Origin of the sequence: Cobetia sp. MC34, from assembly GCF_018340035.1 — a bacterium.
Lineage (GTDB): Bacteria > Pseudomonadota > Gammaproteobacteria > Pseudomonadales > Halomonadaceae > Cobetia > Cobetia amphilecti.
On sequence record NZ_JADPPY010000040.1, the window covers coordinates 1 to 24,542 of the forward strand.

20 protein-coding genes and 1 pseudogene are annotated in these 24,542 nt (G+C 60.1%); 8 read left to right on the forward strand and 13 right to left on the reverse strand.

What is annotated here, in order from left to right:
- Positions 1 to 829 precede the first annotated feature (829 nt).
- From IZU87_RS15280 to IZU87_RS15300, 6 genes are all read right to left on the reverse strand, one after another.
- Complete coding sequence (locus IZU87_RS15280; protein ID WP_213115080.1) at positions 830 to 1,294, reverse strand: RES family NAD+ phosphorylase; 465 nt, start codon at positions 1,292 to 1,294, stop codon at positions 830 to 832.
- The gene (locus tag IZU87_RS15285; protein ID WP_213115081.1) at positions 1,291 to 1,743 is read right to left on the reverse strand and encodes an Xre family toxin-antitoxin system antitoxin; all 453 of its coding nucleotides are present in this window, start codon (positions 1,741 to 1,743) and stop codon (positions 1,291 to 1,293) included. Before IZU87_RS15285 ends, IZU87_RS15280 begins: the two co-directional genes overlap by 4 nt.
- A 95-nt stretch (positions 1,744 to 1,838) precedes the next feature.
- On the reverse strand, positions 1,839 to 1,967 hold the full coding sequence (locus IZU87_RS17965) for a hypothetical protein (RefSeq protein ID WP_283248921.1): 129 nt from the start codon (positions 1,965 to 1,967) through the stop codon (positions 1,839 to 1,841).
- Positions 1,968 to 2,017: 50 nt separating this feature from the next.
- Complete coding sequence (locus IZU87_RS15290) at positions 2,018 to 3,022, reverse strand: methylenetetrahydrofolate reductase (RefSeq protein ID WP_213115082.1); 1,005 nt, start codon at positions 3,020 to 3,022, stop codon at positions 2,018 to 2,020.
- On the reverse strand, positions 3,019 to 3,483 hold the full coding sequence (locus IZU87_RS15295; RefSeq protein WP_213115083.1) for a methylenetetrahydrofolate reductase C-terminal domain-containing protein: 465 nt from the start codon (positions 3,481 to 3,483) through the stop codon (positions 3,019 to 3,021). Before IZU87_RS15295 ends, IZU87_RS15290 begins: the two co-directional genes overlap by 4 nt.
- Before the next feature lie 154 nt (positions 3,484 to 3,637).
- The gene (locus tag IZU87_RS15300) at positions 3,638 to 4,519 is read right to left on the reverse strand and encodes a LysR family transcriptional regulator (protein ID WP_213115084.1); all 882 of its coding nucleotides are present in this window, start codon (positions 4,517 to 4,519) and stop codon (positions 3,638 to 3,640) included.
- Between the two features lie 114 nt (positions 4,520 to 4,633).
- On the opposite strand from IZU87_RS15300, the gene IZU87_RS15305 reads away from it, so the two are divergent.
- The 7 genes from IZU87_RS15305 to IZU87_RS15330 all read left to right on the forward strand — a co-directional run bounded on the left by IZU87_RS15305 (position 4,634) and on the right by IZU87_RS15330 (position 11,906).
- Positions 4,634 to 6,100: an aldehyde dehydrogenase family protein gene (locus IZU87_RS15305; protein ID WP_213115085.1), complete on the forward strand. Its 1,467-nt coding sequence runs from the start codon at positions 4,634 to 4,636 to the stop codon at positions 6,098 to 6,100.
- Positions 6,101 to 6,109: 9 nt separating this feature from the next.
- Positions 6,110 to 7,111 (forward strand): dipeptidase, encoded by a 1,002-nt coding sequence (locus IZU87_RS15310; RefSeq protein ID WP_213115086.1) that lies wholly within the window; start codon positions 6,110 to 6,112, stop codon positions 7,109 to 7,111.
- A 203-nt stretch (positions 7,112 to 7,314) separates the two neighbouring features.
- The gene (locus tag IZU87_RS15315; RefSeq protein WP_213115094.1) at positions 7,315 to 8,847 is read left to right on the forward strand and encodes a BCCT family transporter; all 1,533 of its coding nucleotides are present in this window, start codon (positions 7,315 to 7,317) and stop codon (positions 8,845 to 8,847) included.
- Between the two features lies 1 nt (position 8,848).
- On the forward strand, positions 8,849 to 10,642 hold the full coding sequence (locus tag IZU87_RS15320; RefSeq protein WP_213115087.1) for a hypothetical protein: 1,794 nt from the start codon (positions 8,849 to 8,851) through the stop codon (positions 10,640 to 10,642).
- A complete protein-coding gene (locus IZU87_RS17775; RefSeq protein WP_249330642.1) occupies positions 10,639 to 10,755 on the forward strand; it encodes a DUF3726 domain-containing protein in 117 nt (38 codons plus the stop codon). The genes IZU87_RS15320 and IZU87_RS17775 overlap by 4 nt, the downstream gene beginning before the upstream one ends.
- Complete coding sequence (locus IZU87_RS15325; protein WP_249330643.1) at positions 10,718 to 11,425, forward strand: DUF3726 domain-containing protein; 708 nt, start codon at positions 10,718 to 10,720, stop codon at positions 11,423 to 11,425. Before IZU87_RS17775 ends, IZU87_RS15325 begins: the two co-directional genes overlap by 38 nt.
- A gap of 97 nt (positions 11,426 to 11,522) precedes the next feature.
- Entirely contained in the window at positions 11,523 to 11,906 is a 384-nt protein-coding gene (locus IZU87_RS15330; protein ID WP_213115088.1) for a RidA family protein, read from the forward strand.
- A 166-nt stretch (positions 11,907 to 12,072) separates the two neighbouring features.
- Here the strand turns inward: IZU87_RS15330 and IZU87_RS17970 are convergent, their stop codons facing one another.
- From IZU87_RS17970 to IZU87_RS15350, 4 genes are all read right to left on the reverse strand, one after another.
- Positions 12,073 to 12,285, reverse strand: coding sequence for a DUF2474 domain-containing protein (locus IZU87_RS17970; protein ID WP_213115089.1), 213 nt, complete (start codon positions 12,283 to 12,285; stop codon positions 12,073 to 12,075).
- 11 nt (positions 12,286 to 12,296) lie between these two features.
- Complete coding sequence (cydB, locus tag IZU87_RS15340; RefSeq protein ID WP_024952510.1) at positions 12,297 to 13,304, reverse strand: cytochrome d ubiquinol oxidase subunit II; 1,008 nt, start codon at positions 13,302 to 13,304, stop codon at positions 12,297 to 12,299.
- 17 nt (positions 13,305 to 13,321) lie between these two features.
- Entirely contained in the window at positions 13,322 to 14,737 is a 1,416-nt protein-coding gene (locus IZU87_RS15345) for a cytochrome ubiquinol oxidase subunit I (RefSeq protein WP_035160064.1), read from the reverse strand.
- Positions 14,738 to 15,284: 547 nt separating this feature from the next.
- Positions 15,285 to 16,706 (reverse strand): aminotransferase-like domain-containing protein, encoded by a 1,422-nt coding sequence (locus IZU87_RS15350; RefSeq protein ID WP_213115090.1) that lies wholly within the window; start codon positions 16,704 to 16,706, stop codon positions 15,285 to 15,287.
- 231 nt (positions 16,707 to 16,937) lie between these two features.
- Here IZU87_RS15350 and IZU87_RS15355 point away from each other — a divergent pair, with 231 nt between their 5' ends.
- Complete coding sequence (locus tag IZU87_RS15355) at positions 16,938 to 20,483, forward strand: DEAD/DEAH box helicase (RefSeq protein ID WP_213115091.1); 3,546 nt, start codon at positions 16,938 to 16,940, stop codon at positions 20,481 to 20,483.
- Between the two features lie 84 nt (positions 20,484 to 20,567).
- Here IZU87_RS15355 and IZU87_RS15360 read toward each other — a convergent pair whose 3' ends face one another.
- The 3 genes and pseudogenes from IZU87_RS15360 to IZU87_RS15370 form a co-directional block, all read right to left on the reverse strand.
- The gene (locus IZU87_RS15360; protein ID WP_213115092.1) at positions 20,568 to 23,156 is read right to left on the reverse strand and encodes a site-specific integrase; all 2,589 of its coding nucleotides are present in this window, start codon (positions 23,154 to 23,156) and stop codon (positions 20,568 to 20,570) included.
- 107 nt (positions 23,157 to 23,263) lie between these two features.
- Entirely contained in the window at positions 23,264 to 24,316 is a 1,053-nt protein-coding gene (locus IZU87_RS15365) for a hypothetical protein (protein ID WP_213115093.1), read from the reverse strand.
- A gap of 44 nt (positions 24,317 to 24,360) precedes the next feature.
- Positions 24,361 to 24,542: pseudogene (locus IZU87_RS15370) on the reverse strand (IS3 family transposase); the annotation flags it as partial.

Here is a 24,542-nt window from a genome sequence, read left to right on the forward strand (position 1 = left end):
GGGCAGTAAGGGCTACCTTGGCTTTGAACTCACTGCTGTACTGTCGACGTTTCCTGCTCATGATCAAGCTCTCCTGGTCGGTATGATCAGAGCTTAGCGCCTGGTCCGAATTCTGGGGTCCACTTCAGTGTCGGTGACTCGCTCAACTTTCCAGCGAGTGTTCAACGCGATATCTGGCTGACTCCTTCGGGAGAGGGGCACACCATATGACGACTCTTGCCGCCTCTCTTCGACGTCACTCCTGTCATGGGGTGGTGATGCCTAGAGAATGCAGAGGGGGTGTCAGAAGACTGTGCTGAAATATTAGAATAACATCATGATTGGTTGCATTTGAGAGGAGAGGGTAAAGAGTTGGTGTGACGCAGCGTTGCGTTTACCAGTCTGCTAGGCGTGAGAGGCTTGTCGGCAGGTAATGGTCTGTGAAGTGTGAAGTAGACCCCCGACAGCAACGCCGCTGGCCATGCCATTGGCCCAACATGTTGTCGCCCTTGGCTCGACAGAAGTCGCTGGCGCTGGGGTGAGGGATCAGGTGTTCGGTGGGGCCCAAGACGTGATCAAGCGCCGCATCCGCGTGGATGGAAACCCAGCCCGACCTCCCCAGCCATCAACGGCAGGGTATAGCAAGAATCGCTAGCCGACTGCCCCAGCATTTCGACTCCGCAAGGGGTGGCGTCATCATGTTGGAAGTGCAACGTCTCCCTCTCGAGTGCTGTGCAGGCAGACAGTGTCAGAGGGGCAAAGGAGAGAGGCAATAGCGCTCCTGACAGAAAGAAAGAGCAACACACGGCTTTTCCGGTCAAAGGGGAGCGCTGATACTGAGGGGCGGGCGCTACAGTCGACGATCTGGAGTGAAATCGACCTCTTCGGCGCCCTGGGCCAGCGCCAGAAAAGCGGGGTGCTCTGGATTAACGAGGTAGTTCGTTTCTCGGGGCGCGACCACACTCGGAACCGCCAGAACTAGGCTCGACTGTCCCTCAAGCCAGTCGTCACCGATCTCGGCTGTGGAGGGTGGCGCCGGCTCAGCTCGCCAATCTGCTGGCAGAACGTCCTCCGGGAGCTGCATTAGCACCTCCTCCCGGAATGTCGCCTCCAGGAGCGCATACTCCTTCAGCAGTTGATTGTCTTCCAGGTGAACCATCACCTCGAGCATGGCCAATGACTCTGTGCTCGCGAGGTACACACAGGCCTTACCTTTGCTGTTCCAGCGCCCGCCGTACAGCCAAGCCCCTTCCCCATCAAAGGCTGTCTTTAGCCACTTCCGCTTAACGAGCCGATAACCGCGCACCACAGTCATGCAAAGACGCCATGCTCAAGTCGGCCGATCAGATCTAGAACGGCTTCGGCGCCAGCAGTGGTAGCCACCATCTCGACCGGTCGACGGCCCCCCAGCCCACGCACGGGGCTGAGCAACCATTCTTTCGCCTTCGCCTTGTCGCCCTCGAACAGGTCCACCGTGTTCTTGTACACCTCAGCGAAACGGTAAAGCCGATCGCCCTCGGCAGGTTTGAAGTAGCCAGTATCGGCACGACGCTTCAGGGTTGCCGGAGGAATGATCACATACCGTGCCAACTCCTTGCTCTCAAGCCCGGAGATCTCAGTGAGCTTGGTATAGACTTTGTACGAGATGCCGGCACTCAGCGCTTCATGCAGCTTGGCTCCACGCGAAGGAAGACCCAGAGCTCTCCAGAAACCGTCCTTCCGAGCGGCTGGTTTTGGGCGATACTCTTTGATAGTGGCTTGCATAGCTCTCTCCCGTGACTTCATCTGATACCTCTTCAGGGTATCAGATGATTCATTCGCCAGTATCTCGTACCGTTTGTCGGCTTCCTGAGGTAGTACTAGCCGTAGGCCAAAACCTGAACCGGCATCAGACAGAAGAACACGAACGTCGCCACCAGCCTCGCCAACGTCCACGCGATATCGACAAGGGTGCCCGAGCGGATATCAATCTCGTTGTAGGTCATCACTCTGCCGTTGCTTCCTGAAGTTTGACGCTATCAATCACAGGCTAGCGGGTTTACGGAGAAGGGGTTGGGCGAGGTTCGGGTGTCCATGGCCTACGCGCCCCCAGAATGCCCGCGCGCTGGATGATCTCGGGCACGAAGGCTTCCTGACGGTGCGCCATGATATGCACGCCGCTCACGCCCTCGATCTCCCGTAATTGCTGGATCATCTCGATGCAGATATCACGGCCCTCCGCCTTCTGATCCCGGGCTCCCTTCAAGCGCTTGAGCACGTCATCCGGGATATGCACGCCAGGAACATGGCGGCGCATCCACTCGGCGGTGCGTGCCGAGGCCAGCGGGCCGACGCTGGGCAGGATGAAGCATTTCTCCAGCAGGCCCAGATCACGGGCACGATGCATGAAGTCCTGAAAGCGCGGCAGATCGAAGCAGTACTGTGTCTGGATGAATTGGGCGCCGGCAGCAATCTTCTTGGCCAGACGGTGAGGGCGAAACGCGAAGGGCGGGGCGAAGGGGTTGGCGGCGGCGCCCAGAAATACCTGGGGCGCTGAGGTCAGTGTCCGGCCGCTGGCGAAGGCGTGCTTGTCACGCAATCCGGCGACGATTTCCAGCAGCGACAGGGAGTCGAGATCGAACACCGGCTTGGCCTCGGGGTGATCCCCGACCTGCACGCCATCCCCGGTCAGACACAGCAGGTTACGGATGCCCAGCGCCGCGGCCCCCAGCACATCGCCCTGGATGGCGATGCGGTTTCTGTCACGACACGAGATCTGCATCACCGTCTCATGGCCTTCGCGGGCCAGCAGGGCACACATCGCCATGCTCGACATATGGCAGTTGGCACCCGAGCCATCGGTGGCGTTCATGGCATCCACATGGCCGGCAAATAGCTGCGCGCGCGCATGCACCTCCTGTGGATCGGCAGAGTCGGGCGGCGCCAGCTCGGCGGTGACGGCAAACTGACCGCTGCGAAGCACTTGCTCGAGGTGACCGACATTGCCAGCGTCTTCGGCAGGTGGCAGTTGGGAGCTGTTCGGGATAGTGAGTCTGGAGGTCATTTCAGGCTCTCTCGACGCTCAGCGGCTTGCCGGGCCACGCGCAGCCAGGATGAGGTGCCCTGCAGGCGGTGGTCCACCGGCAACTGCACGATCTGGATCGGATCGCTGTCCTTCATCCGCTGGCTGCCTTCCCAGGCTTCCACCCACACGCAGCGCGTGTCCGGTTCGACTTCACAGTTGCCATTCTGCATGACACCGCCGCAGGGGCCGTTGCGCAGGTGTTTGGGGCAGTTCATTGAGCAGGACATGCCGGTCGAACTCAGAATGCACTGACCACACATCTGACAGTCAAATAGCAAGCCCTTGCAGGCTTGCTCCAGCCTGGCGACGGGCTTCTCGGCGCGTGCGTAACCGACGGACTTCCACAACGGCTGCAGTTTGATGATCACCGGCTCGACGGCCTGATAGGTGAGCTCCAGCAGTCGTGCGTGACGTGCGGCCCACAGACGAATCGAATACACGCATGCCTCCTGTCAAAACCTGGCGGGGGGGTAACGCCCTGGGCGTTTCGGAGCGCTATCTTCGCATGGCCGCTACCCGAGCCGACATCCCGTGGGCGACAGCGTCACTATCGAAAGGCGCGGGCCAAGGATCCGGCGACGGGGCATGAAGGGCTCATTGCTCGGCGGCGAGGCTTTCAATGATGAAGCTCTCCATGGCCTGCGCCGCCGGCGACAAGCTGGCTCCCTTGCGGCGAATCAGGCCCACTTCGCGACTGACCCGCGGTTCAGCGAGCTCAATGAACCGCAGGCGCTCATATTCCTGCGGAAACGCCAGGCGGGGCAGCGTCGTGACCCCCATCCCGGCGACCAGCGTGGCGGTCAACGAAATCATGTTGGAGATATACAAGGCATGCATCTCGAGCAGTGACTCGGCCGCCGTGCCCTGTAACAGCCGCGAGGTGCCATTGCCGATCAGAGATTCTGTCTCCAGTGCTTGCCATGTCAGAGTCTGGCGCTCGGCCAGGGGGTGATCGTCACGGCAGACCACACCGACTTCGTCATGAAACAACGGATGAAAGAGCAATTCTTCCTCCAACCCCCACAGGCTGGTGATGCCGATGTCGACCTGACCGCTGATGACCTGCTCGCGAACGAAATCGGCGTTGCCATCGTGGAGACCGACCTTGATACCCGGATAGCGGCTGACGAACTCGGAGAGCAGTTTCGGCATCAGTCGGCTGGCCACTGACGGCACCACTGCCATGTCCAGTTGGCCTGCTTCCTTGGCGGCGCGCGCCTGTAGCTCCCGGCTCAGACGATCATGCTGATTGATCAGCTCTCGAAAGCGTGGCACGCAGTAGCTGCCATAGGGCGTCAGGGTCGCCTTGGCACCCTTTTCGAACAGTGCCTCCCCCAGGCGGTTTTCCAGCTCGCGGATGGCCATCGACAGGGCAGGCTGGGTGCGATGCAGATAACGAGAGGCAGCGTGAAAACCGCCGTGATCTACCACTGCCAGTACATAACGCAGTGGCGTGATCTTCAGCTCTGCGACCATCGCGTCGATCCTCTTCAAGGTGGTAAGAGAAACTTATCATAGAGTATTTATTATTGATTATCTTTATCCCACTGGTCCTCCTAGTCTGTTGTCACCGCGTTCAAGGAGGTTCACATGTCACACCACACCACTACCGCCACTCACGCCGCTGTTCACGATCTCTACATCGATGGTCAGTGGGTCGCAGGTCAGGGCAGCATCGCCAATCTCAATCCGTCCGATACCCGTGATGTCATCGGCCAATATGCGCAGGCCAGTGTCGATCAGGTTGCCGATGCCATCCAGGCGGCCAAGCGTGGCCAGGCACAATGGGCCCAGTCGGGTCTCGAGCAACGTTATTCCGTGTTGATGGCCATCGGCGATGAGCTGATCGCCCGCAAGGCGGAGCTGGGTGAGCTGCTGGCGCGTGAAGAGGGCAAGACCCTGGCGGAGGGAGTGGGTGAGGTACATCGCTCCGGGCAGTTCTTCCATTACTACGGCGCTGAAGTGCTGCGTCAGATTGATGAACGCGCAGACTCGGTACGTCCTGGCGTTGAGGTCGAGGTCCGTCGGGAGCCTGTCGGTGTCGTCGGTGTGATTAGCCCCTGGAATTTCCCGATGGCGACAGCGGTCTGGAAGATTGCCCCTGCGCTGGCCTTCGGCAACTCGGTCGTCTTCAAGCCGGCCAATCTGGTCCCTGCAAGCGCATGGGCGCTGACCGAAATCATTCATCGCCAGTCACTCCCGGCAGGCACTTTCAATCTGGTGATGGGCCCGGGCAGCAGCATCGGGGATGAACTGATCTCCAGCCCCGACATTCATGCCCTGTCCTTCACCGGCTCCCTGGAAGTGGGTCGCCGAGTGGCGGCGGCCACTGCCGCCAATCTGGTCAAGTGCCAGCTGGAGATGGGCTCCAAGAACGCCCTGATCATCGCCGATGATGCCGACATGGAGCTGGCCGTCGAGGCAGCCTTCAATGGTGCCTACTCAGGCACTGGCCAGAAATGCACGGCATCTTCGCGGTTGATCGTGATGGAATCGGTCCATGACGAGTTCGTGGAAAAGCTGACTCAGCGCCTGTCTCAGGTACGTGTCGGCCACGCGTTGGAAGAGGGCGTGCACATGGGGCCTGCTGTCGATGCCAGACAGCTCGAGTCCAACCTGTCCTGGGTGCAGCGCGCCCAGCAAGAGGGGGCAACGTTGGTCTGCGGCGGCGAGCGTGTGGAGTGCGCTACCGAGGGCTACTTCATGAGCCCGGCGTTGCTGGTAAATACCAGCAACGACATGGCCATCAATCGCGAGGAGGTCTTCGGTCCCATCGCCTGTGTCATCAAGGTGAGCGACGCAGAAGAGGCCATCAATGTGCTCAATGACACGCACTTCGGGCTCACGGCGGGCATCATCACCAACTCCCTGAAACTGGCCAGCAGCTTCAAGGCGCGTGCCGAGACCGGCTGCGTGATGGTCAATCTGCCGACTGCGGGGACCGATTACCACGTGCCCTTCGGCGGACGTAAGGCTTCAAGTTTCGGGCCTCGTGAGCAGGGGCGATACGCGCGCGAGTTCTACACCATCGTGAAGACCTGCTACATCAAGGCGTGAGGAGGCCCCATGTCAAAGACAATGCTGACGATCGATGGCCTGCAGTATTCCAACTGGTCACGCGAGATATTTGAACAGATGCGTGAAGGCGGGCTGGACGCTGTACACGCCACCCTCGTGTACCACGAGACGACGCGAGAGACCTTGTCGCGTCTTGGCGAGTGGAATCGCCGTTTCGAGGCCTGGCCTGATCTGATCATGCCCGTGCATGTGCCGCAGGACATCGCGGTTGCTCAGGCCAGTGGGCGTGTCGGCATCATCCTGGGGGCGCAGAACTGCTCCCCCATCGAGGACGATATCGACATGGTCGAGGTGATGCGTGACCTCGGGTTGATGATCATGCAGCTGACCTACAACAACCAGAGTCTGCTGGCCTGCGGGTGTTATGAGGCGGAAGACAGCGGGATCACACGCTTCGGACGCCAGGTGATCCGTGAGATGAATCGCGTCGGCATGGTCATCGACATGTCGCACAGCGCAGAGCGCTCCACGCTCGAGGCGATCGAGATATCCGAGCGCCCCGTGATCATTTCCCACGCCAACCCGGAAAGCTTCCATCCGGCAAAGCGCAACAAGTCCGACAAGGTGCTCAAGGCCATCGCGGAGAGTGATGGCCTGCTGGGGTTCTCGGAGTATCCCTTCCATCTGCGCAATGGCTCCGACTGTACCCTGACCGAATACTGCGAAATGATCGCCAGAACCGCAGACCTGATGGGCGTCGAGCACCTGGGGATCGGCACCGACCTGTGCCAGAACCAGCCGGTGTCCATTCTGGAGTGGATGCGCAATGGTCGCTGGTCCAAGGACATGGATTACGGTGAAGGCAGTGCCAGCAACGCTGACTGGCCGCGTCCGCTGTCCTGGCTGCGAGACAGTCGTGACTTCCCCAACCTGATTGCCGGTTTGCGCAAGGTCGGCATGTCCGAGGACGAAGTGGCCGGCATCATGGGCAAGAACTGGGTTGCGCTCCTCGAGCGCGCCGCGACCCGTCAGGAGACCGCGCCTGCCTGATCGCCGTAACGCTATGCCATGGCACCTGTGCCGAGCCAGGAATCCTCAGGGTATCGCTCGGCAACCAACAACCATAATAAATGCCTGCCAATGACGAGAGCTCGTCAGAGGAATGCCACATGACTTCATCTCGCAAGACCACGACGTCTGCCACGTCGGATGCGTTACCATAAGCTCAGTACCGCTTTGGTGACCCTGTCGTTCTGACCTGCAGCATCGGCTTCATACTGCTGTTCGTCGGCCTGTCCCTGTTTGATCTTGAAGGGGTCGCGCAAGCCATCAGTGCCGGCTTTGCCTGGACCGCCAGAACACTGGGCAGCTACTTCCAGATTCTGTTGCTGCTCACCTTCTTCATTGCCCTGGGGCTGACCGCAACGACTGCGGCCAGTGCCCGTATCGGTGGCACGCGCACGCCTGAGCTATCCACCTTCAAGTGGGTGTCGATCATCATGTGCACCTTGCTGGCGGGAGGCGGGGTCTTCTTCGCTGCCGGCGAACCGGTGTACCACTTCCTGGTGACGCCGCCTGCCTTTGATACCGAACCGGGCACTGCGAACGCCATCGCGCCTGCACTGGCGCAATCCTTCATGCACTGGGGCTTTCTTGCCTGGGCCATTCTGGGCAGCCTGACCGCCATCGTGCTGGCGCATGCCCATTACGACAAGGGCCAGCCCCTGCAGCCGAGAACGCTGCTGTATCCCGTGTTCGGCGAGAAGATGATGAAGGGCAAGCTGGGCGGCGTGGTGGATGCCATGTGCGTCATCGCCGTGGTGGCAGGAACGGTAGGCCCCATCGGTTTTCTGGCCACCCAGGTCAGCTTCGGCCTGCATGAACTCTTTGGCGTGACCAATGACTATTCGACGCAGCTGAGCGTGCTGGTAGTGCTCGGGGTGATCTATGTAACCTCGGCCGTGACCGGCATCGACAAGGGCATCCAGATCATGTCGCGCTTCAACGTCTTCCTGGCGCTGGGTGTGGCGGCGGTAATCTTCGTCTTCGGGCCGACCCTGTTCATGGTCAATGCCTTCACCCAGGGCTTTGGCGAGTACCTGAGCTCGTTCTTCACCATGTCGACCATGACGGCACAGAGCGCTCCTGACTGGTGGATGCAGTGGTGGACCGTATTCTTCTTTGCCTGGTTCCTCGGCTATGGCCCGCTGATGGCGATCTTCGTGGCGCGCATCTCCAAGGGCAGAACCATCCGTCAGATGATCCTGACCGTTGCCGTACTGGCGCCACTGGCCACCGCCGTCTGGTTCACCCTGCTGGGCGGGGCGGGCATCTTCTATCAGTTTACCGGCGTGATCGACCTCACCGAAGCGCTCAACAACTTCCAGTTCGATGTCGCGACCCTCACCGTGGCGCAGGCATTGCCCGGCGGGACCGCAATGGCAGCTGCCATCCTGACGCTGACCACCATCTTCGTTGCCACCACCGGTGACTCGATGAGCTACGCGATCGCCGTCGTCAGTGCCGGACACGATGATCCCAGCCCGCTGGTACGTGCCTTCTGGGGCATCAGCATGGCGTTGATGGCTGCGATACTCCTCTATATGGGAGCCGGCCAGATCAGTGCGCTTCAGCAGTTCATCGTCATCACGGCCATCCCTGTCTCGTTGGTGCTGCTGCCCTCATTGTGGACAGGACCTCAATCAGCCTTCGCGATGGCACGTGCGCAGGGAATCACCAGCCAGCGGCCCACCATGCCGGCCCCGGAACACGAAGGAGAGCGTTGATATGTCGCGCAATCACCAGGGTGCACGCCTCTCATCCACCGAGCAGCGGCTGCGGGCACCGGACGATGTGATGCAGCTGGAGCGCCTCGGCAGTCTGCATGCCAGCCGCCTGAGTTTCGTGAGAAGTCTGGTGCGCCAGATGGCACATGAAAAATGGAATATCACCACGACCCGCTTCGAACTGGATGCCCTCGGTCACGGTGTGGCGATCTACTGCCTGCAGACGCCCAGCAAGCGCTATCACGGCGTCATATTTTCTCAGGCGCTTGAGGATTCCGCATGCTCTGACCGCGTCATCGCCGAAGCCTGGGATGTCACCTTCGGCGTAGTGGAGGGGGATGTGGATGATGCGCTTCTCGAGCAGATGGCGGCCAATGTGCCGTTGCAGGAAGCCGGGCGCCAGCATCCCAGATTGCTGGTCCTTTCGCGTGCCAATCGCAGCTTGCGTAACTTCGCAAGCTTCCTGGAGGCGCTGAGTACAGGCCAGCAACCTGATCCTGAGTGGCTGACCCGGGTCGGCTATCTGTATCGAACCACAGCCGTCTATGGCAATGGCAAGTTCGGTATCGCGGATTATGACCGTCTCAAGGGCAACGCGGATTTCCACCGGCCATTTTCTGCCCAGATGCTGGGCGTCTATCTGCTGCGTCACTTCTCGATCCAGCAGATAGAGCGCATGGCCCGTGCCCGGGCTCCCGAGACCGCCGCACCTCTGGCAACCTCATTGAAGCGCTATCTGGGCATAGGCAACTCCACCGGCCTCGGGATGGCACCGTTCCTGATCAATCATCCGCAGTTGGTACAGCGCTGGGTGGAAAGCCGAGAACTGGCGCTTGCCGAGGTGACGGCACAGGTACCGGGAGAGCAGGAGCGTTCACGTCTGCTGGCACTCCTCAAGCGCGCCGAGACTCATCTGCGCCAGACGGTCACGGACGATCACGAGCAGACCCTGCGCAACCAGGCCACGGTGGCGTCCTTGCCTGAGCTGATGACATGGCTCGAACTCGTGCCGCTGTCGCCGGAGCTCTGGCAGGAGCTGATCGACTGGAGTCACCAGCAGCATGGGCTCGAGGCTCAGGAGCTGGTGAACACTCTGCTGCTGGAGCTGTATCCGAGCATCGTCGACCGCTATGAGGACCTGATGGCGGTGGAGGAAAGCCTGGAACTGACCCCTGACATGCCGCTGGTTCACCTCAAGCAGGTGATCGAAACGCACTACGACTGGGCGTTGCGCATCGATTTTTCACTCGCCGAGAATCGCCACTGGTTCTGGTATCGCTCGGTCGAGAAGGAGGAGCCCCGTCTGGGAGTCCGCGACACGGAGGCAGGTGCCGACAAGGAAATGAAGCTGGCGATTGCCCCGCGTGTCGCCGATCCCCATGCGGCGATCAGTCAGTACCTGGAAGATCACCCTCGTGCCTTGGTGGTGGAATTCCTCATCCAGTGCCCGCGTCACAAGGATATCGTTCGCCGCATTCAGAGCATGGCCAGCACGAGTTTCGGCGAGATACGCGCCAATCTGTGGGCGCGCGACATGAAGCCCATGCACCTGTTGCGGACCAAGCTGTCGTTCTTCGGTGCCAGTCGTTTCGATCCCAAGTCTGATCGTTGGGTGCGTATCACGCTCTTCCAGGGGGCTCCGCTGGTGGAGGAACTCAACGCCGAGCCGCAGGATCCTGTCGCGTTTGATGATTGGAGCTTCCCGCTGGCACCGCAGATTGCGCGCACGGCGCGACCACAGATGACCGCCGACTCTCGGCAGGGTAAGACCACAATAGTGGGAGGAATGTCATGAAGGTCTCCTACAACGAGCTTCACGGACTGTGTCGCAAGGCCTTTCAGGCGATGGGCTTTGAAGACGGTGACGCCGGTGACGCCGCCGACATGGTGGCCTGGATGCAGCTATGAGCTGGAAGGGCTGGCGGCGCTCAATCGCGGACTGCGTTTCTTGCTGGAGGATACCGATGAGCGTCCGCCGGAGATCGTCTATGCCGATGGCGACCTTGCGGTACTCGACAGCCACGGCCACAGCGTATTGAAGAGCTCATCGCTGGCGCTGGAACTCGGCTTCGCCAAGGCACGTGCGCGTGGCCTCGCCGTCATCAAGATCCAGCATTGCCACAATCGGCAGCTGATCATGGGTTATCTGGCGCGCCTTGCGGGGCGCGGCATGAATGTCACCGCCTTCTGGCGCAACGCCCAGGACGTGGACGAGGCGGTCGGCTGCCCCATGATCGAGCAGGTCGTGGGCTTCAGAGCCAACAGCTCGGTCCCCGAGATACGGGTCTATGCCGTGCGTGAAGTGCCAGAAGAAAATGAGCCCAATGATGGCATCACGCTGGTGATGGCCAACCATGTCGACCTGCTGCCATCCCTTCGCTCCGACTATGACGTCGACCTGCTGGCCTGTCATGAAGAGTCAAAGCTGCTCGCCTGTCGCCAACGAGCCATGCAGGAAGGCATCGAGGTGGATGACGAACTCTGGTCACGCCTGAAAGCACTCTCGACACGCCTGCTGGTCGAGGCAACGGAAGATTCTCGCAGTGGTGCCGGCGCCGGTTCCACCGACAACGACTGACCTCTCGCCTCTCAATACGTCCCATCATTCCATGATCCGCCGCTCTTGCGCCGGCGGGTCATGGAGTGCGCCATCGAAAGATTCTCGAGGAATACCCATGGTTCATCCCGTCAAGACCGATCTGTTTGCTTCTCGTGCACCCCTGTCATGGGCGAGTGTCGGCAATGGCATTCTGTTCACTGCCCAGATTCCGATCGATGCCGCCGGCAATGTCGTGGAGGGCGGGATTGCTGCCCAGACCCGCCAGACGCTGGATAATCTGATTCATACCCTGGAATGCGCCGGTGGTGACGCCTCCTCGCTGACTCAGGTGCTGATCTATGTGACTGATCGCGAGCACCTGGCGACAGTGAATAGCCTCTATGCAGATTATGTGCGTGAGCCCTATCCCAACCGGGCTGCCATCATCGTCTCTGGGTTTGCACGCGAAGAGATGCTGGTCGAGATGGTCGCCTATGCCGCATTGGAGGCTGATGTCTAAAGTCGCCGTGATGGGGGGAGGGAGTGACCCGTCACGTTTGCGCCCTGCATTGACTCGTCATTCAGGCCAATCGGTTCACCAAGCCCCCAGACCAACAAGAAAGACGCCGGAGCATTCGCTGCTCCGGCGTCTTTTTGTGTCTACTTGATGTCTTCTTTCGCTGCTTTCAGGGCGTAAGGCCCGCGGCCTGCATGAAGCGACGCAGTGCCAGAGAGACGAGGCCCAGCGCGCTTACGCTGCCTCCCCAGATCAGCACTAGCCAGCCGATCTTACTGAGCCAGCTGGCCGGGGGCGCGGGCGTCCCGGATGGCTCACCGCCGGGTCTGGCTGTGGGGGTATGCAGTGGTGCTGAGGGTGACTCGTGTGTCGGGGATGTCATGTCAGCACCTCTCAATGGTAGCCATCGGTATGACGGACCTTGCCCTTGAACACGAAGTAGCTCCACGCCGTATACACCAGGATGATCGGCAGGATGAAGAGCGTGCCGACGAGGGCAAAGCCCTGACTTTGTGGCGGAGAGGCCGCTTCCCAGATCGTCACATGGCCGGGAATGATGTCAGGCCACATGCTGATGCCGAAACCGCTGTAGCCCAGGAAGATCAAGGCCAGCACCAGCAGGAAAGGCTGGGCATGATATTCAAAGGCGACGGCGCGGATCAGCGCATAACCGGCCAGCACTACCAGCACTGGCACCGGCAGGAACCAGAACAGCTGCGGCAGCGTGAACCAGCGTTCGGCGATGGCGGGGTGCGCCAGCGGAGTCCACAGACTGACGGCCGCGATCATGATCAATACCCACAGCGTCAGCGGGCGCGTCAGGGCAAACATGCGCGCCTGGAGAATGCCTTCGGTCTTCATGATCAACCAGGTGCTGCCGAGAAGCGCATAGGTGAACAGCAGCGCCACACCGCAGAACAGCGGGAAGGGTGACAGCCAGTCCAGCGAACCGCCGCTGAAGTGAACCCCATCGAAGGCGATGCCCTGGATGTAGCCTCCCAGTGCGACGCCTTGACTGAAGGTAGCCAGCACCGAGCCGCCCACGAAGGCCTTGTCCCACCAGTGGCGACTCGCGTCCGAGGCCTTGAAGCGAAATTCGAAGGCGACACCGCGGAAGATGAGGCCGATCAACATGGCGACAAGAGGAATGCTCAGGGCTTCCAGCAAGACGGCGTAGGCCAGCGGGAAGGCCGCGAACAGCCCCGCGCCGCCCAGCACCAGCCATGTCTCGTTGCCATCCCACACGGGCGCCACGGTATTCATCATCACATCGCGGTCCACCTTTTCCTCCACCCACGGGAAGAGAATGCCGATGCCCAGATCAAAGCCGTCCATGATCACGTACATCATCAGGCCGAACAGGATGATGCCCGCCCAGATGACAGAAAGGTCGATACCCATAGCGTTCATCGCTCCGGTCAGTGAGTGGTGCCGTCGAGAGATTCCTCGATGGCCGACAGTGGACGGGATGGCGTGCGTGGCTTGCCGGGGCCGCCGCTGGGGGCGTGACTGTCATCACCCTCAGGCCCTTTCTTGATCAGCTTGAAGATGTAGTTGATCCCCGTGCCGAAGACGATGAAGTAGACCGTGACAAAGGCTGTCAGGCTGATGCTGAGGTGAACGGCACTGTGGGCAGAGACGGCATCTTCCGTTCTCATCAAGCCGTAGATCACCCACGGCTGGCGGCCGACCTCGGTGGTGAACCAGCCCGCGAGTATCGCGATCAGACCGGCCGGCCCCATGGCGACGGCCAGTCTCAGCCAGCGCCGCGAGGTGAAGAGCCTGCCCTTGCGGGCCAGATAGACACCCGAGAGGCCGAGCAGAATCATCGCAAGGCCCAGGCCGACCATCAGGCGGAAGCTCCAGAACACGACGGTCGAATTGGGGCGGTCGGCGGCGGGGAAGTCCTTGAGCGCCGGCACCTGCTTGTCGATGTCATGCATCAACAGCAGGCTGCCGAGGGCCGGAATCTCGAGCGCAAATCGCGTCTCTTCGCGCTGCATGTCGGGCACACCGAAAAGGATCAACGGTGTCGGTTCCCCATGGCTGTTGTCCCAATGGCCTTCGATGGCCGCGATCTTGGCCGGTTGGTGCTTGAGCGTATTAAGGCCATGCATGTCGCCGACGAAGGCCTGCAGCGGGGCGGTCACCATCAACATCAGCACCGCCATGACGAGCATCTTGCGCACTTCCGGGGTGTCGCGTTTCTTGAGCAGCAACCAGGCGGCGGAGGCAGCGACGAACAGCGAGGTGCTCAGGAAGGAGGCCAGTGCCATGTGGGCCAGGCGATAGGGGAAGGAGGGATTGAAGACGATCGCGAGCCAGTCGACCGGCACGACGATGCCATCGATGACCTCATGCCCCTGAGGGGTCTGCATCCAGCTGTTGGACGACAGGATCCAGAACATCGAGACCAGGGTGCCGAGCGCCACCATGCAGGTCGAGAAGAAGTGCAGGCCGCGGCCGACGCGATTCCAGCCAAATAGCATCACGCCGAGGAAGCCGGCTTCGAGGAAGAAGGCGGTCAGCACTTCATAGGTCAGCAGTGGCCCGGTCACGCTGCCGGCAAAGGCCGAGAAACCGCTCCAATGCGTGCCGAACTGGTAGGCCATGACCAGCCCTGACACCACGCCCATCGCGAAGTTGACCGCGAAAATCTTCGACCAGAAATGATAGAGGTTGCGGTAGACCTGTGTGCCCGTCTTCAACCACATGCCTTCCAGCACCGCCAGATAGCTGGCGAGGCCAATGGTGATGGCCGGGAAGATGATGTGAAACGAGATGGTGAAGGCGAACTGTATCCTGGCCAGGTCGATGGCCTCGGTGCCGAACATGGCAATGTCTCCTGAGTAGGCGGCAAGGGGGACGGCCCTGCCTGAATCTTCGCCGCTACTCTAGGGAGCCACCGGAAGCCATAACAGGCTCAGTTGTGCGAGAAAAAACCATATCAGTTGCGAGCTGAATCTTGGTCAGTCGTTAAATGCCCGTGAGCCAGCCAGGTGGTCTGGCGAGAATCCAGCAAGGCGAGTCGGGCAGGAGGGCGCACTCTGATTCACGTCAGCACTATGACGGGGTCAGGCGCGTGCCACATCGCCCTTGGCGGCAGGCCCCGCCATGGCGGGCTCTTGCGCACCCTGCTAGGGCACGCGTGCGGCATCAAGGCATGCAGCCAGGGTGCGCAACAAGGTGCGACATCCAGGTGTGGCAAGCGGCTGGCGCGCGAGTGACATGTGCCGCAAAAGGCTGTTTTCGCCCCCGCGGATGACGAGTGAAGACTGTGTGGCAAGGCGGCCACAAGGGCTGCGGCATTTGCGCGCACTCATGCGCGCATATACTCGAGGCACTCCTCGCACCTCGCATGCAGCCTGAGCGGTCCGCGTTTCAGGCTGCCTTGAGCAATTCACCCAATGTCTGCATGGCGCGCTCTGACGCCGCATCCCATGGGTGGCCGTAGCTCAAGCGAATGCAATGCTTGAAGCCCTGGGTGGCCGAGAAGATAGGCCCCGGCGCTAGGCTGATGCCGTGGGCCAACGCCTGCTGGAACAGGGCCAGCGAGTCGATGTGCTCGGGAAGCTCGCACCACAGGAAATAACCCCCGTGGGGGTGGGTCACGCGAGTGTCTTCGGGGAAGTAGCGATCAATGGCTGCCAGCATGGCTGTCTGCTGGGTCTCGAGCGCCAGACGTAGCTTGCGCAGGTGGCGGTCGTAGCCGCCATGCTGAAGGTAGTCGGCCAGGGCCACTTGGGCGGGCAGCGATGGCGAGATGGTCGTCATCAGCTTGAGGCGCGAAATCTCCCGGGTATGCCGCCCCGCGGATATCCAGCCCACCCGATAGCCCGGTGCCAGGCACTTGGAGAACGACCCGCAATGCATCACCAGACCTTCGACATCCAGCGCCTTGACGGGTTGCGGGGGCGACACCTCGGCACGTTGATCGAAATACAGTTCCGCGTAGACATCATCCTCCAGCATCGGTAGCTGATGACGGCAGAGCAGCGCATACAGTTCGGCCTTGCGTGCATCGCTCAGGCTGGCCCCCAGCGGATTCTGCAGATGACTCATGAACCAGCAGGCCTTGATGGGCAGCGTCTCCAGACGATTCTCGAGTACCTCGAGATCAATCCCTTCGCGCGGGTGTACCGGAATTTCCACCGCGCGCAGCTTGAGCCGCTCAAGCACCTGAAGCGTGGCATAGAAGGCCGGCGCCTCGATGGCGACAAGGTCCCCGGGCTGGGTGACACATTGCAGACCAAGATTGAGCGCCTCCATGGCACCATTGGTGATCACCAACTCCTCTGTCGGCAGCTGCATGCCATTGACCATGTAGCGCTGAGCGATCTGTCGGCACAGGTCAGGATGGCCTGTGGTCATGTCGGAGATCACGGCATGCGATGACAGCTGGCGCAGCCCGCGCGTCATGCTGGTCGCAAGCCGCGCGAGGGGAAAGAGCTCCGGGCTCGGGAAGGCAGAGCCGAAGGGGACGGTATCGTTGTCGCGCAGTGAGCCCAGCACCGAGAACACCAGTTCACTGACGGCGACATCGGAAGGAGCTTGCTGCTGCAGGGCGACATGCGGCTCATCGAGTATCCGCGAGGCATTGTCACGCACGAAATATCCCGAGCGCGGCCGCGCACTGATCAATCCCTGATTCTCCAGCAGGTAATACGCTTGGAAGACGGTAGAGGGACTGATGCCATGCGCCTTGCTGGCCTGACGCACTGACGGCACGCGCTCACCTGGGGCGAGAATGCCGGTACGAATCAGGTTTGAGATCTCGGCAGCAAAGCGTTCATAACGCTTCATGGGAGCTATCCTGGTGGGCTGTGGAAGGGCAAGGATACCGAAGTGGGGGACGGCGCTATACCAGAGAGTCTCAGGTGGCATCGCGACTGATACCTTAATTCTCATGGTGTTCGCTCACTTCTCTGGCTATCGGAGCAAGCCCCTTTGCATAGAGGTTTGCTTCGGTCCATGAGGCTTGTTAGGCCTGCCCTATGGCGGCGAATCCGTCTGGTTTACTAGCAGTCCCGTAATTTGCTCCAATATCGTCATATTTCTATGGAGAGTGCCGCTGTGGCAGCCACTGGTTTGAGTAATGCATCGTTCGCCTTGAATATCGCACTCCTTCAGCATGGATGGCGTGATGAGTTTGATGCAGGCACCTTGGAGCGTGGTCTGCGTTACGCGCGCCAGCAGCGAGTGGATGAGCAGTGGCAGGTAGAGTTGGATGAGAAGGGTGGTTTGACGCTTTCTGGCGATGTCGCGGGCAGTCTGGGCACCCCTTATCGCACGATGATCATGTTGGCTCCTGTGGGTACTCGGCACCAGATGCGAACAGCTTGTAGTTGTCCGGTGGGCAGTACCTGCAAGCACGCAGTCGCATTGATCGATACCTTCCTGAGTAGCGGCCCTTTGGGGAAAGCCCTGGAGGTTCCTGACACGCTTGAGCCCGACGAAGTGGAGCAAGCGCCGTCACTTCAGGCGGCGAAACGTGAGTGGACAATCTGGCTGCAACATCACAGTCAAGCCCCGGCGGTGCCGTCAGCCGTCCAAGTAGGTGCCAACCACCGTCTCGGGTTGTTCCTTGATGTGCAGTCCGGCCACAGGGGGCTTCCCGCGCTGACGGTGCAGCCGGTGTGGTTGAGGCCCTCCAAGAGCAAGACGCAGCTTGATCGATGGGTCTCGCCAGTGAAAGTTGAAGTCTCTCACGTGGGGGAGTTGTCACCTGTTCCTGCAATGGGATGGCAGCCGGCGCAGGAGGAGGCCATCGAGCAGTTATTGCATGGCAGCAAAGATTCGCAATGGTACTTTCCTGGGCAATCCAAAGGTTTGACGTTGAACAAGGCATTCCAGGCGAAAGCGCTCTGGTCCCTGCTGGCAAGCGATGCCTCCCCCTTGCTTTTCCATCAGAAGCAGACGGGCCCACAGCTTGGTATTGGGCCGACCTGCCGTATCGCCCCGACCTGGCAGATGGATGAGCAGGGTGTGCAGCGGCTGCAGATGTCCACGATACCTGAAGATATCTTGTCTCCCGCGGCTATCGTAGCCAGTGTCGGCAAGTCGCTTTGTTATCTTGACCCTCAGAATAAGCAGTTTGGCCCTCTGGAGGGGGATGTTGAGCTTTGGCGCCAACTCCAGCACGTTCCCGCGTTACCGCCGGAAATGAGCGAGTGGTTGACCTCTCGCCTCCAGAATGTCTCGGGGCTGGCAGCCCAAGTCCCCTCTCCGAGAACCCTCGTGGAAACAACGCTCGAGGATGTGAAACCCAAGCTGAAGATCACCATGTGTGTCGCACAGGCACGTCTGCCAACGCGCCGCCATGTCTGGAACGAAACTCCTATTCGGTTGGGCGCTGGTGTCGTGAGCCTGAGCTATGCCGGTATCGAGATACCCCCAGAGGAGGGAGAGGTGGCCCAGGGGCTGCGCGATGGGCAGCGTTTGACGATACCACGTGATCAACAGGCGGAAATCGCGCTGATTCGCGCCATTCCGCCAGGCATGGTCACGTTGGAAGAACTCGCCGCGCACCACGATGTACCGGATGGGTTGGAGTTGCCCTCGTGGAGCTTGCTGCTGCCGATAGATAGGCAGGTGCCAGAAAATGCGGCGGAATGGAGGACCTGTCTTTCTGCTCCTGAGGAATGGTGGGACATGATCCTGCAATTACGTCAGGCGGGATGTGTGGTCGAGTTCAGTGACGACTTCCCGCAAGAGCCCGAATATCTATCGCCAGACAACTGGTATGGAGCGCTCGAGTCCGCCGAGAACGGCTGGTTCGATCTTGCGTTGGGCGTTGAGGTGGAGAATGAATCCTTCAATCTGCTCCCCATTCTGCGTCAACTCATTCAGCGCGAAGACTTTCCGTTGACGCCGGAGGAGGATGAGGAAGCGGGGGCAAGCTGGGTAGTACACCTGCCGGATAACCGTCGGCTGGTGCTTCCACTTGCCAAGCTACGTGCCTGGTTGGCTCCCTTGATGGACTGGCTTCACGATAGCGAGGCACCCACAAGCGCACTTCGTGTGCCATTGACCTCCATCGATCAGCTGGCCCCCTTGGCAGATCATGAGCGCTGGGTGGGGCGAGAGGATGCCGTGGCCCTTGCCCAACGATTGCGTGAGCTTCCTGATAAATTGCCAGCCCCTGACGGTTTCCAGGGTGAATTGCGCGATTATCAGGCGCGAGGACTAGCCTGGTTGCGATTCCTCTCGGAGTTGAGTACTGGCGGTATTCTGGCCGATGACATGGGGCTTGGAAAAACCATCCAGATCCTTGCACACGTGCTCGATGAGCGTTCGCGAGGGGAGCTGCGCGGGCCTGTCATGGTGGTGGCCCCGACAAGTCTCGTCGGTAACTGGTGCGCCGAAGCGGCTCGATTTGCGCCGACACTGAGCGTGCTGGCGCTTCAGGGAGCCAAGGCCAGCCGTCGTGAGCAGATCGATACTGTTGTCGCCAATGTGGATCTCGTCATCACGACATACCCCCTCCTGGTGCGAGATATTGAGCATCTGTGCGAGCAGCACTTCGGTATCGTGGTACTGGATGAGGCCCAAGCCATCAAGAATGCTGCCAGTCAGACCGCGCGTACCGTACGCAGGCTCAATGCAGATCGCATGATCGCGATGACCGGAACGCCATTGGAAAACCACCTGGGTGAGTTATGGGCGCAATTGGATGTTGCTGCACCAGGCGCCTTGGGAAGCCAGCAGTGGTTTGGTCGGCATTTTCGTACCCCTATCGAGAAACATGCTGACGACGCTGTGAGTCAGCGACTTTCTCGTCGTATCTCGCCACTCATCCTCCGGCGTACCAAACAGCAAGTCCTCAATGAATTGCCGGACAAGACGGAGACTCAGCGAGACGTCACGCTGACCGGTGCACAGCGAGAGCTTTATGAGAGTCTTCGACTGACACAGCATCAACGGGTCAAGGAGGCGATCGAGACACGCGGGCTGGCAGCCTCCGGCATCGTGATGCTAGATGCGCTGTTGAAATTACGCCAGGTGTGCTGTGACCCACGGCTTGTCAAACATCAAAGTGCGGCGACGGTTCAGCGCTCAGCCAAACTGGAGGCGCTACGTGAACTGTTGCCATCGTTGGTCGAGGACGGTCGGCGTATCCTCATCTTCTCGCAATTTACGGAAATGCTTGAATTGATCGGGGGAGCACTGGAGCGGGAGGGGATTTCTCACTTGACTCTCACAGGGCAGACGCCCGGGGCAGTGCGAACCGAGCGTGTGGCGCAATTTCAGCGTGGCGAGGTACCCGTATTCCTGATCAGCCTCAAGGCAGGGGGGACTGGGCTCAATCTCACGACGGCAGATACGGTCATCCACTACGACCCCTGGTGGAATCCTGCCGTAGAGGCCCAAGCCACCGGGCGTGCTCATCGAATGGGCCAGACGAATCCGGTGTTTGTCTACAAGCTGGTTTGTGCAGGAACTGTTGAGGAACGCATCCTGGAGCTGCAGTCTCGCAAGGCGGATCTTGCCGCATCAGTACTGGAAGGGGGAAGCGGGCGTCAGGAGGAGGGGCCCCTGTTTGATGAGGAGGATCTGGCCTTGTTGTTTGCTCCGGTGTGATCCCGATATGGCCCCCCCCCCCGTTGGGGCATGGCAAGGCGGTTGCCTATTGGGGGGAGAGGCGTTGAGTCAGGCCATGGCACCTCATGTTACTGGGGCTACCCAGGGTGTGATCGCCCGGGTGTACTCACTGGCGCGCCGCATGGCCTGCCGGTGCAGGTATTCCAGACTATGGGCATAGTGCGTCAATGTCTGTTCCGGGGTGCGGTGGCCGATCCAGACGGCAAGTTGATACAACAACATGCCGCGATCCTGACTGTCCTGTCCGGCATAGCCTCGAACCCCCTTCAGAAAGCGTTTCAGGGGCGCTTTTTGCAGTCCCCAGGAGCCGTGCTCCTGCAAGTCGTCGAGTATGTCACGGTTCTGCGCCGCCTCAAGACGAATCAGCCACCAACTGACCGCTGCATGGCGCAACGAGTGAAAATCGATGGCACTCCCCAGCACACTTCGCATAGTGTCGATTGCCGGAGCGATCAGGCCGGCATGATTGAATGCCTGACAACTCTCGCTCGGGCCGAACAGCGCGATATCAGAGAGGGCTGTCGAGGGGAAGCATCGCCGTCGATATACCCACCATGCTGCCAACATTTCAATATCGCCGAAGAATGTCAGAAGGTGCAGGGGAAGTACGCGCCGCGCTGAAGGCGTCTTTCCGGCGTGAATATAAACGCGACACTCAATCTCCGGCAATGACTTCAGAAGTTCACGCAACTTCACGTGCAGGGTATCTCTCTCATGTGGTGAGGGAGGTGAGAATCCCGTATCAGGTAGCGCCTTTGTGGGCTCGGCCGGGCAGTGGTCCTCCAACCACTGCTCGAGCGAAAAGGTGCCCTGAGGACATTCGATGCGAATGTCCCGTAGCGTCAGGGCGCAGACCTCGCTGGCGCGCATCCCCCCGTGGAAGCCCAGCGCGATGCTGAGCCACTGCATGGTGGCATCAGGTGTTGCATCGGGTACTGCGAGAAGATGAGTACGTACCTTTTCCATCTGTCTCAGGGTGGCGAAATGAATTCGTTTGGCGCTGGGGGTCTTGTGATTGCCTGATATCGGCGGCTCCACGTCCAGCAATACTCCCATGCTGTGCATGAAGCGGATGAGCTGCCCCATATTGCCAAGAAAGCTGTGTGTCGTGCTGGCTGACCACCCCATATCGCGTGGCACGCACCAGCACATTTCCTGGGCACTGTCGTTGTCCCACTCCTGAATGTCGATCGACAAGGTGTAGTCCGCCATCGCCATCGGCAAGCTGCGAGAAAGATAGGTGTGCAGCGAACTGACGCGCAGCATGCGAGTCACGCGCAGATCATGCAGCCAATAGAGCACCATGACCGGGTAGCTATGGCGGATGCCCATGAGTCTTGTGAGGCGTCTGCTTGTCTCGAGCAGCAGCGCCTCCAGACGCTTCTTGACCCTTTCGTCACTTGTCTTGCGAAGATGATCAGAGGAAATGACCCCGATCCATTGCTTGAGGATGCGTCTCGCCGACGGAAGCCAGTCTATCTGCCAGGAATCCTGGGTCATCAAGCGCTGCCCCGGAGGTTGTGTCAATACGGTTGAGTGGGGGGTAGCGTTCGTTTCTGATGCCTTGGTCGCGAAAAGATCCATGGCGCTCACCGAGTCGTCATCCGCCATGGGTTCCTGCTGATGGTAGCCGGAATCAATAGCCATGACCGTGCTGACCGGTGGAGCCTCGAGCCGAGCGAAGTAGGAGTGGGGCTCATAAAGCCCATGCGCGCTGCTGTAGGGAATCGGATAGCGACTGAACTGGCTGACCCAGTAGCCGGGCAATCCCCCCAGGACTGCCGCATGAGGCAATGCGCTCAGCAAGGTGGTCAGCTTAAGCCTTCGGCGTTCCTCGGTTGTCATGGGCAGTGTGGTGATCAGGGAGGCCAGCTCCTGTCTCATGCGACCCTTGACGATGCGAATCCGTTCGGGAATCGAGAGGGACTGGTCTTCTGGCCTCTCGGCCAATAACCACTCGTCCTTGGCTGTGGTGGGTTTTCTGGCTCTCAATGTCTTGAGCGCAGTCGTCAGTGTCGACTCCAATGGCAGACGGTAGGCCGTCATGTGAGGCGACATGACCGTCGACGGTGCCGCGTGAGCGGGGATCCAGACCCACTCATTGGGGGCGTTGCGATCGCTCTCGAAGTGACGACGCGTCAGGCAGGCCAATGTGACCAGAATCACCTGTTGGCCTAACCCTGCACGCACACCGAGCTCTACGGCAGCGCGCAACAGCGGAAAGCCAGTCCCGGGTTGACGTAGCGCGCGGATGATCGGCAAGACCCTGGTCGCGCGGTCCAGAGCTTTGGCCTCCATTGGTAGCACGCTTTTGCGCCGGGCCTGTGTGGGCCACTGTGGCAGCATCGCCACGACTCCCGGGCTTTGGTTGACTTCCTCCAGAAAGCGGCCGATGACGCGGTAAGCTTCACGGGGCCTTATCGGCCGGCGATGATGCACCTTTCTCCATCGAATCAGTTCCGTGACCATTGCCTTGGCTTGCGTATGGTTGAGGTACAGCATCATGCTTCCGGCCTCTGCCGGCATATCGTTGGCCGGTTGGCGCTTGGCGTGACGCTCGATCCAGTACAGCAGGTGCAGGCTTTGCTGGCGTTGCGTGCCTTTGACTCGATCAAGTCGGCGTTCCTCCCAGCGCGACCATAGCTCTTGCATGTGGTGGGTGCTCATGAGCTTTAGGTGCAAGTCAGGGTCGAGCTTGGCCAGTGATCGGATTCCTGACGTCTCCCTTGCAGGTGCAAGGTAAAACTTCCCATCTCTACTCATGGCAAATCCTTGAGAGGTATCACCTTGATTCGCAACTCATCGGACAACTCCCCCAAGAGGCGTTGCATCTCCGGCGGTAGGCAGATGTTGCTGGCATAGGGGGCATGGCGCTGCTGGCCGCGTTTGACATGGCCCAGCAGCATATCCAGCGTGTTCGCTTGCATTCGCCCATCGAGTATCTGGGCGACGAAATGACGTGGCGCGTTATCGGGAAGTGCCAGCAGGGTAGCGAGTGCACTGCGTGACGCGGCTGTCAGTGATGGCGCTTGATGATGTGTGCTGATCCAGCCTCGGATGTGGGTCTGCTGGCAAGGCTTTGCGGTCAGATTGAGGCTGGCTTGGCGTCTTGACCACCATATGGCCAGTGCCTGCTCGTCTTCAGGCCATGACAGCCAGGTCCCGCCATTTCGTGGCCAGTGCTGCCGCCAGGAGGCCTGCCATGCCTGCAGGGTATCGAGATTCTGGCAAACCGGGAGAGGCAACGGGATGACCCGGCTTTCTCTGTAGAGGCCTGAATCCTTGTCAGCGATCCACAGCAGGCGTCCACGCCGAGACATTTGCGTAGTGGCACCTGGTGGACGAAGTCCTACCGTCAGCTGGACTCCCATGAGTACGTAGCAGCAAAGCGCACTGTTGAGCTCGATCAAGGCCGAGCAGTCCTCAGGTGAAGGGGTTCGGCCACGGGCAGCAATGGGAAAGTCGGAAAGACCCTTTTGGGCCAGATCATGCAAGCCCTTCAGTGCCACCCTGGCAGTGTGGAGCGAAAGTGTCATGCTCGAGCCCAAGGTCGTGATGGCGTGTGCATTCCTGGGAGGCAGGGTCGCGTTAATCGGTGTCGTGATCTCCCACCACCCCAGCGACGTGTTCATGAGACGCTGCAGTTCACGTAGGGACGTCTTGCGGTAAGCGGCAGGCGCTGCTGTTTTCAGGCTGAGCTCCCCGTGAAGCCACTCCGCTTCGATATCGGTCTTCGCCATGCCGAGAAGATGAAGCCGTGCGGCTCTGGCCACGCGCTGGGCCGTGGGAGTCGTGCCTGTGTGCGTTGCCATATGTTGCCTCAGCTGGCGGTTGAGCACCGCCAGACTTGTAGTGGTCAAGTGCTTTTGGCCACCGAGCTTTGAGCATTCCAGTAGTTCTTTTCTGCCAAATTCGGCGGTATCCCATCGTTATGCTTGTGCGGCCTGAGGCTGCTGTAGTAACCGATCATATAATCAGTGACAGATCGCTTCGCCGCAGCGACATCGGGATAGCCGATCTCTGGTATCCATTCCGTTT

Bases quoted from the DNA above. Each gene is read 5' to 3' on its own strand.
- IZU87_RS15300 (WP_213115084.1), bottom strand. From the start codon at position 4,519: ATGGTCGCAGAGCTGAAGATCACGCCACTGCGTTATGTACTGGCAGTG.
- IZU87_RS15365 (WP_213115093.1), bottom strand. From the start codon at position 24,316: ATGGCAACGCACACAGGCACGACTCCCACGGCCCAGCGCGTGGCCAGA.
- IZU87_RS15345 (WP_035160064.1), bottom strand. From the start codon at position 14,737: ATGTTCGGCACCGAGGCCATCGACCTGGCCAGGATACAGTTCGCCTTC.
- IZU87_RS17775 (WP_249330642.1), top strand. From the start codon at position 10,639: ATGAAGGTCTCCTACAACGAGCTTCACGGACTGTGTCGCAAGGCCTTT.
- IZU87_RS15330 (WP_213115088.1), top strand. From the start codon at position 11,523: ATGGTTCATCCCGTCAAGACCGATCTGTTTGCTTCTCGTGCACCCCTG.
- IZU87_RS15290 (WP_213115082.1), bottom strand. From the start codon at position 3,022: ATGACCTCCAGACTCACTATCCCGAACAGCTCCCAACTGCCACCTGCC.
- cydB (WP_024952510.1), bottom strand. From the start codon at position 13,304: ATGGGTATCGACCTTTCTGTCATCTGGGCGGGCATCATCCTGTTCGGC.
- IZU87_RS15310 (WP_213115086.1), top strand. From the start codon at position 6,110: ATGTCAAAGACAATGCTGACGATCGATGGCCTGCAGTATTCCAACTGG.
- IZU87_RS17970 (WP_213115089.1), bottom strand. From the start codon at position 12,285: ATGACATCCCCGACACACGAGTCACCCTCAGCACCACTGCATACCCCC.
- IZU87_RS15280 (WP_213115080.1), bottom strand. From the start codon at position 1,294: ATGACTGTGGTGCGCGGTTATCGGCTCGTTAAGCGGAAGTGGCTAAAG.
- IZU87_RS15350 (WP_213115090.1), bottom strand. From the start codon at position 16,706: ATGAAGCGTTATGAACGCTTTGCTGCCGAGATCTCAAACCTGATTCGT.
- IZU87_RS15320 (WP_213115087.1), top strand. From the start codon at position 8,849: ATGTCGCGCAATCACCAGGGTGCACGCCTCTCATCCACCGAGCAGCGG.
- IZU87_RS15360 (WP_213115092.1), bottom strand. From the start codon at position 23,156: ATGCAAGAGCTATGGTCGCGCTGGGAGGAACGCCGACTTGATCGAGTC.
- IZU87_RS15285 (WP_213115081.1), bottom strand. From the start codon at position 1,743: ATGCAAGCCACTATCAAAGAGTATCGCCCAAAACCAGCCGCTCGGAAG.
- IZU87_RS15305 (WP_213115085.1), top strand. From the start codon at position 4,634: ATGTCACACCACACCACTACCGCCACTCACGCCGCTGTTCACGATCTC.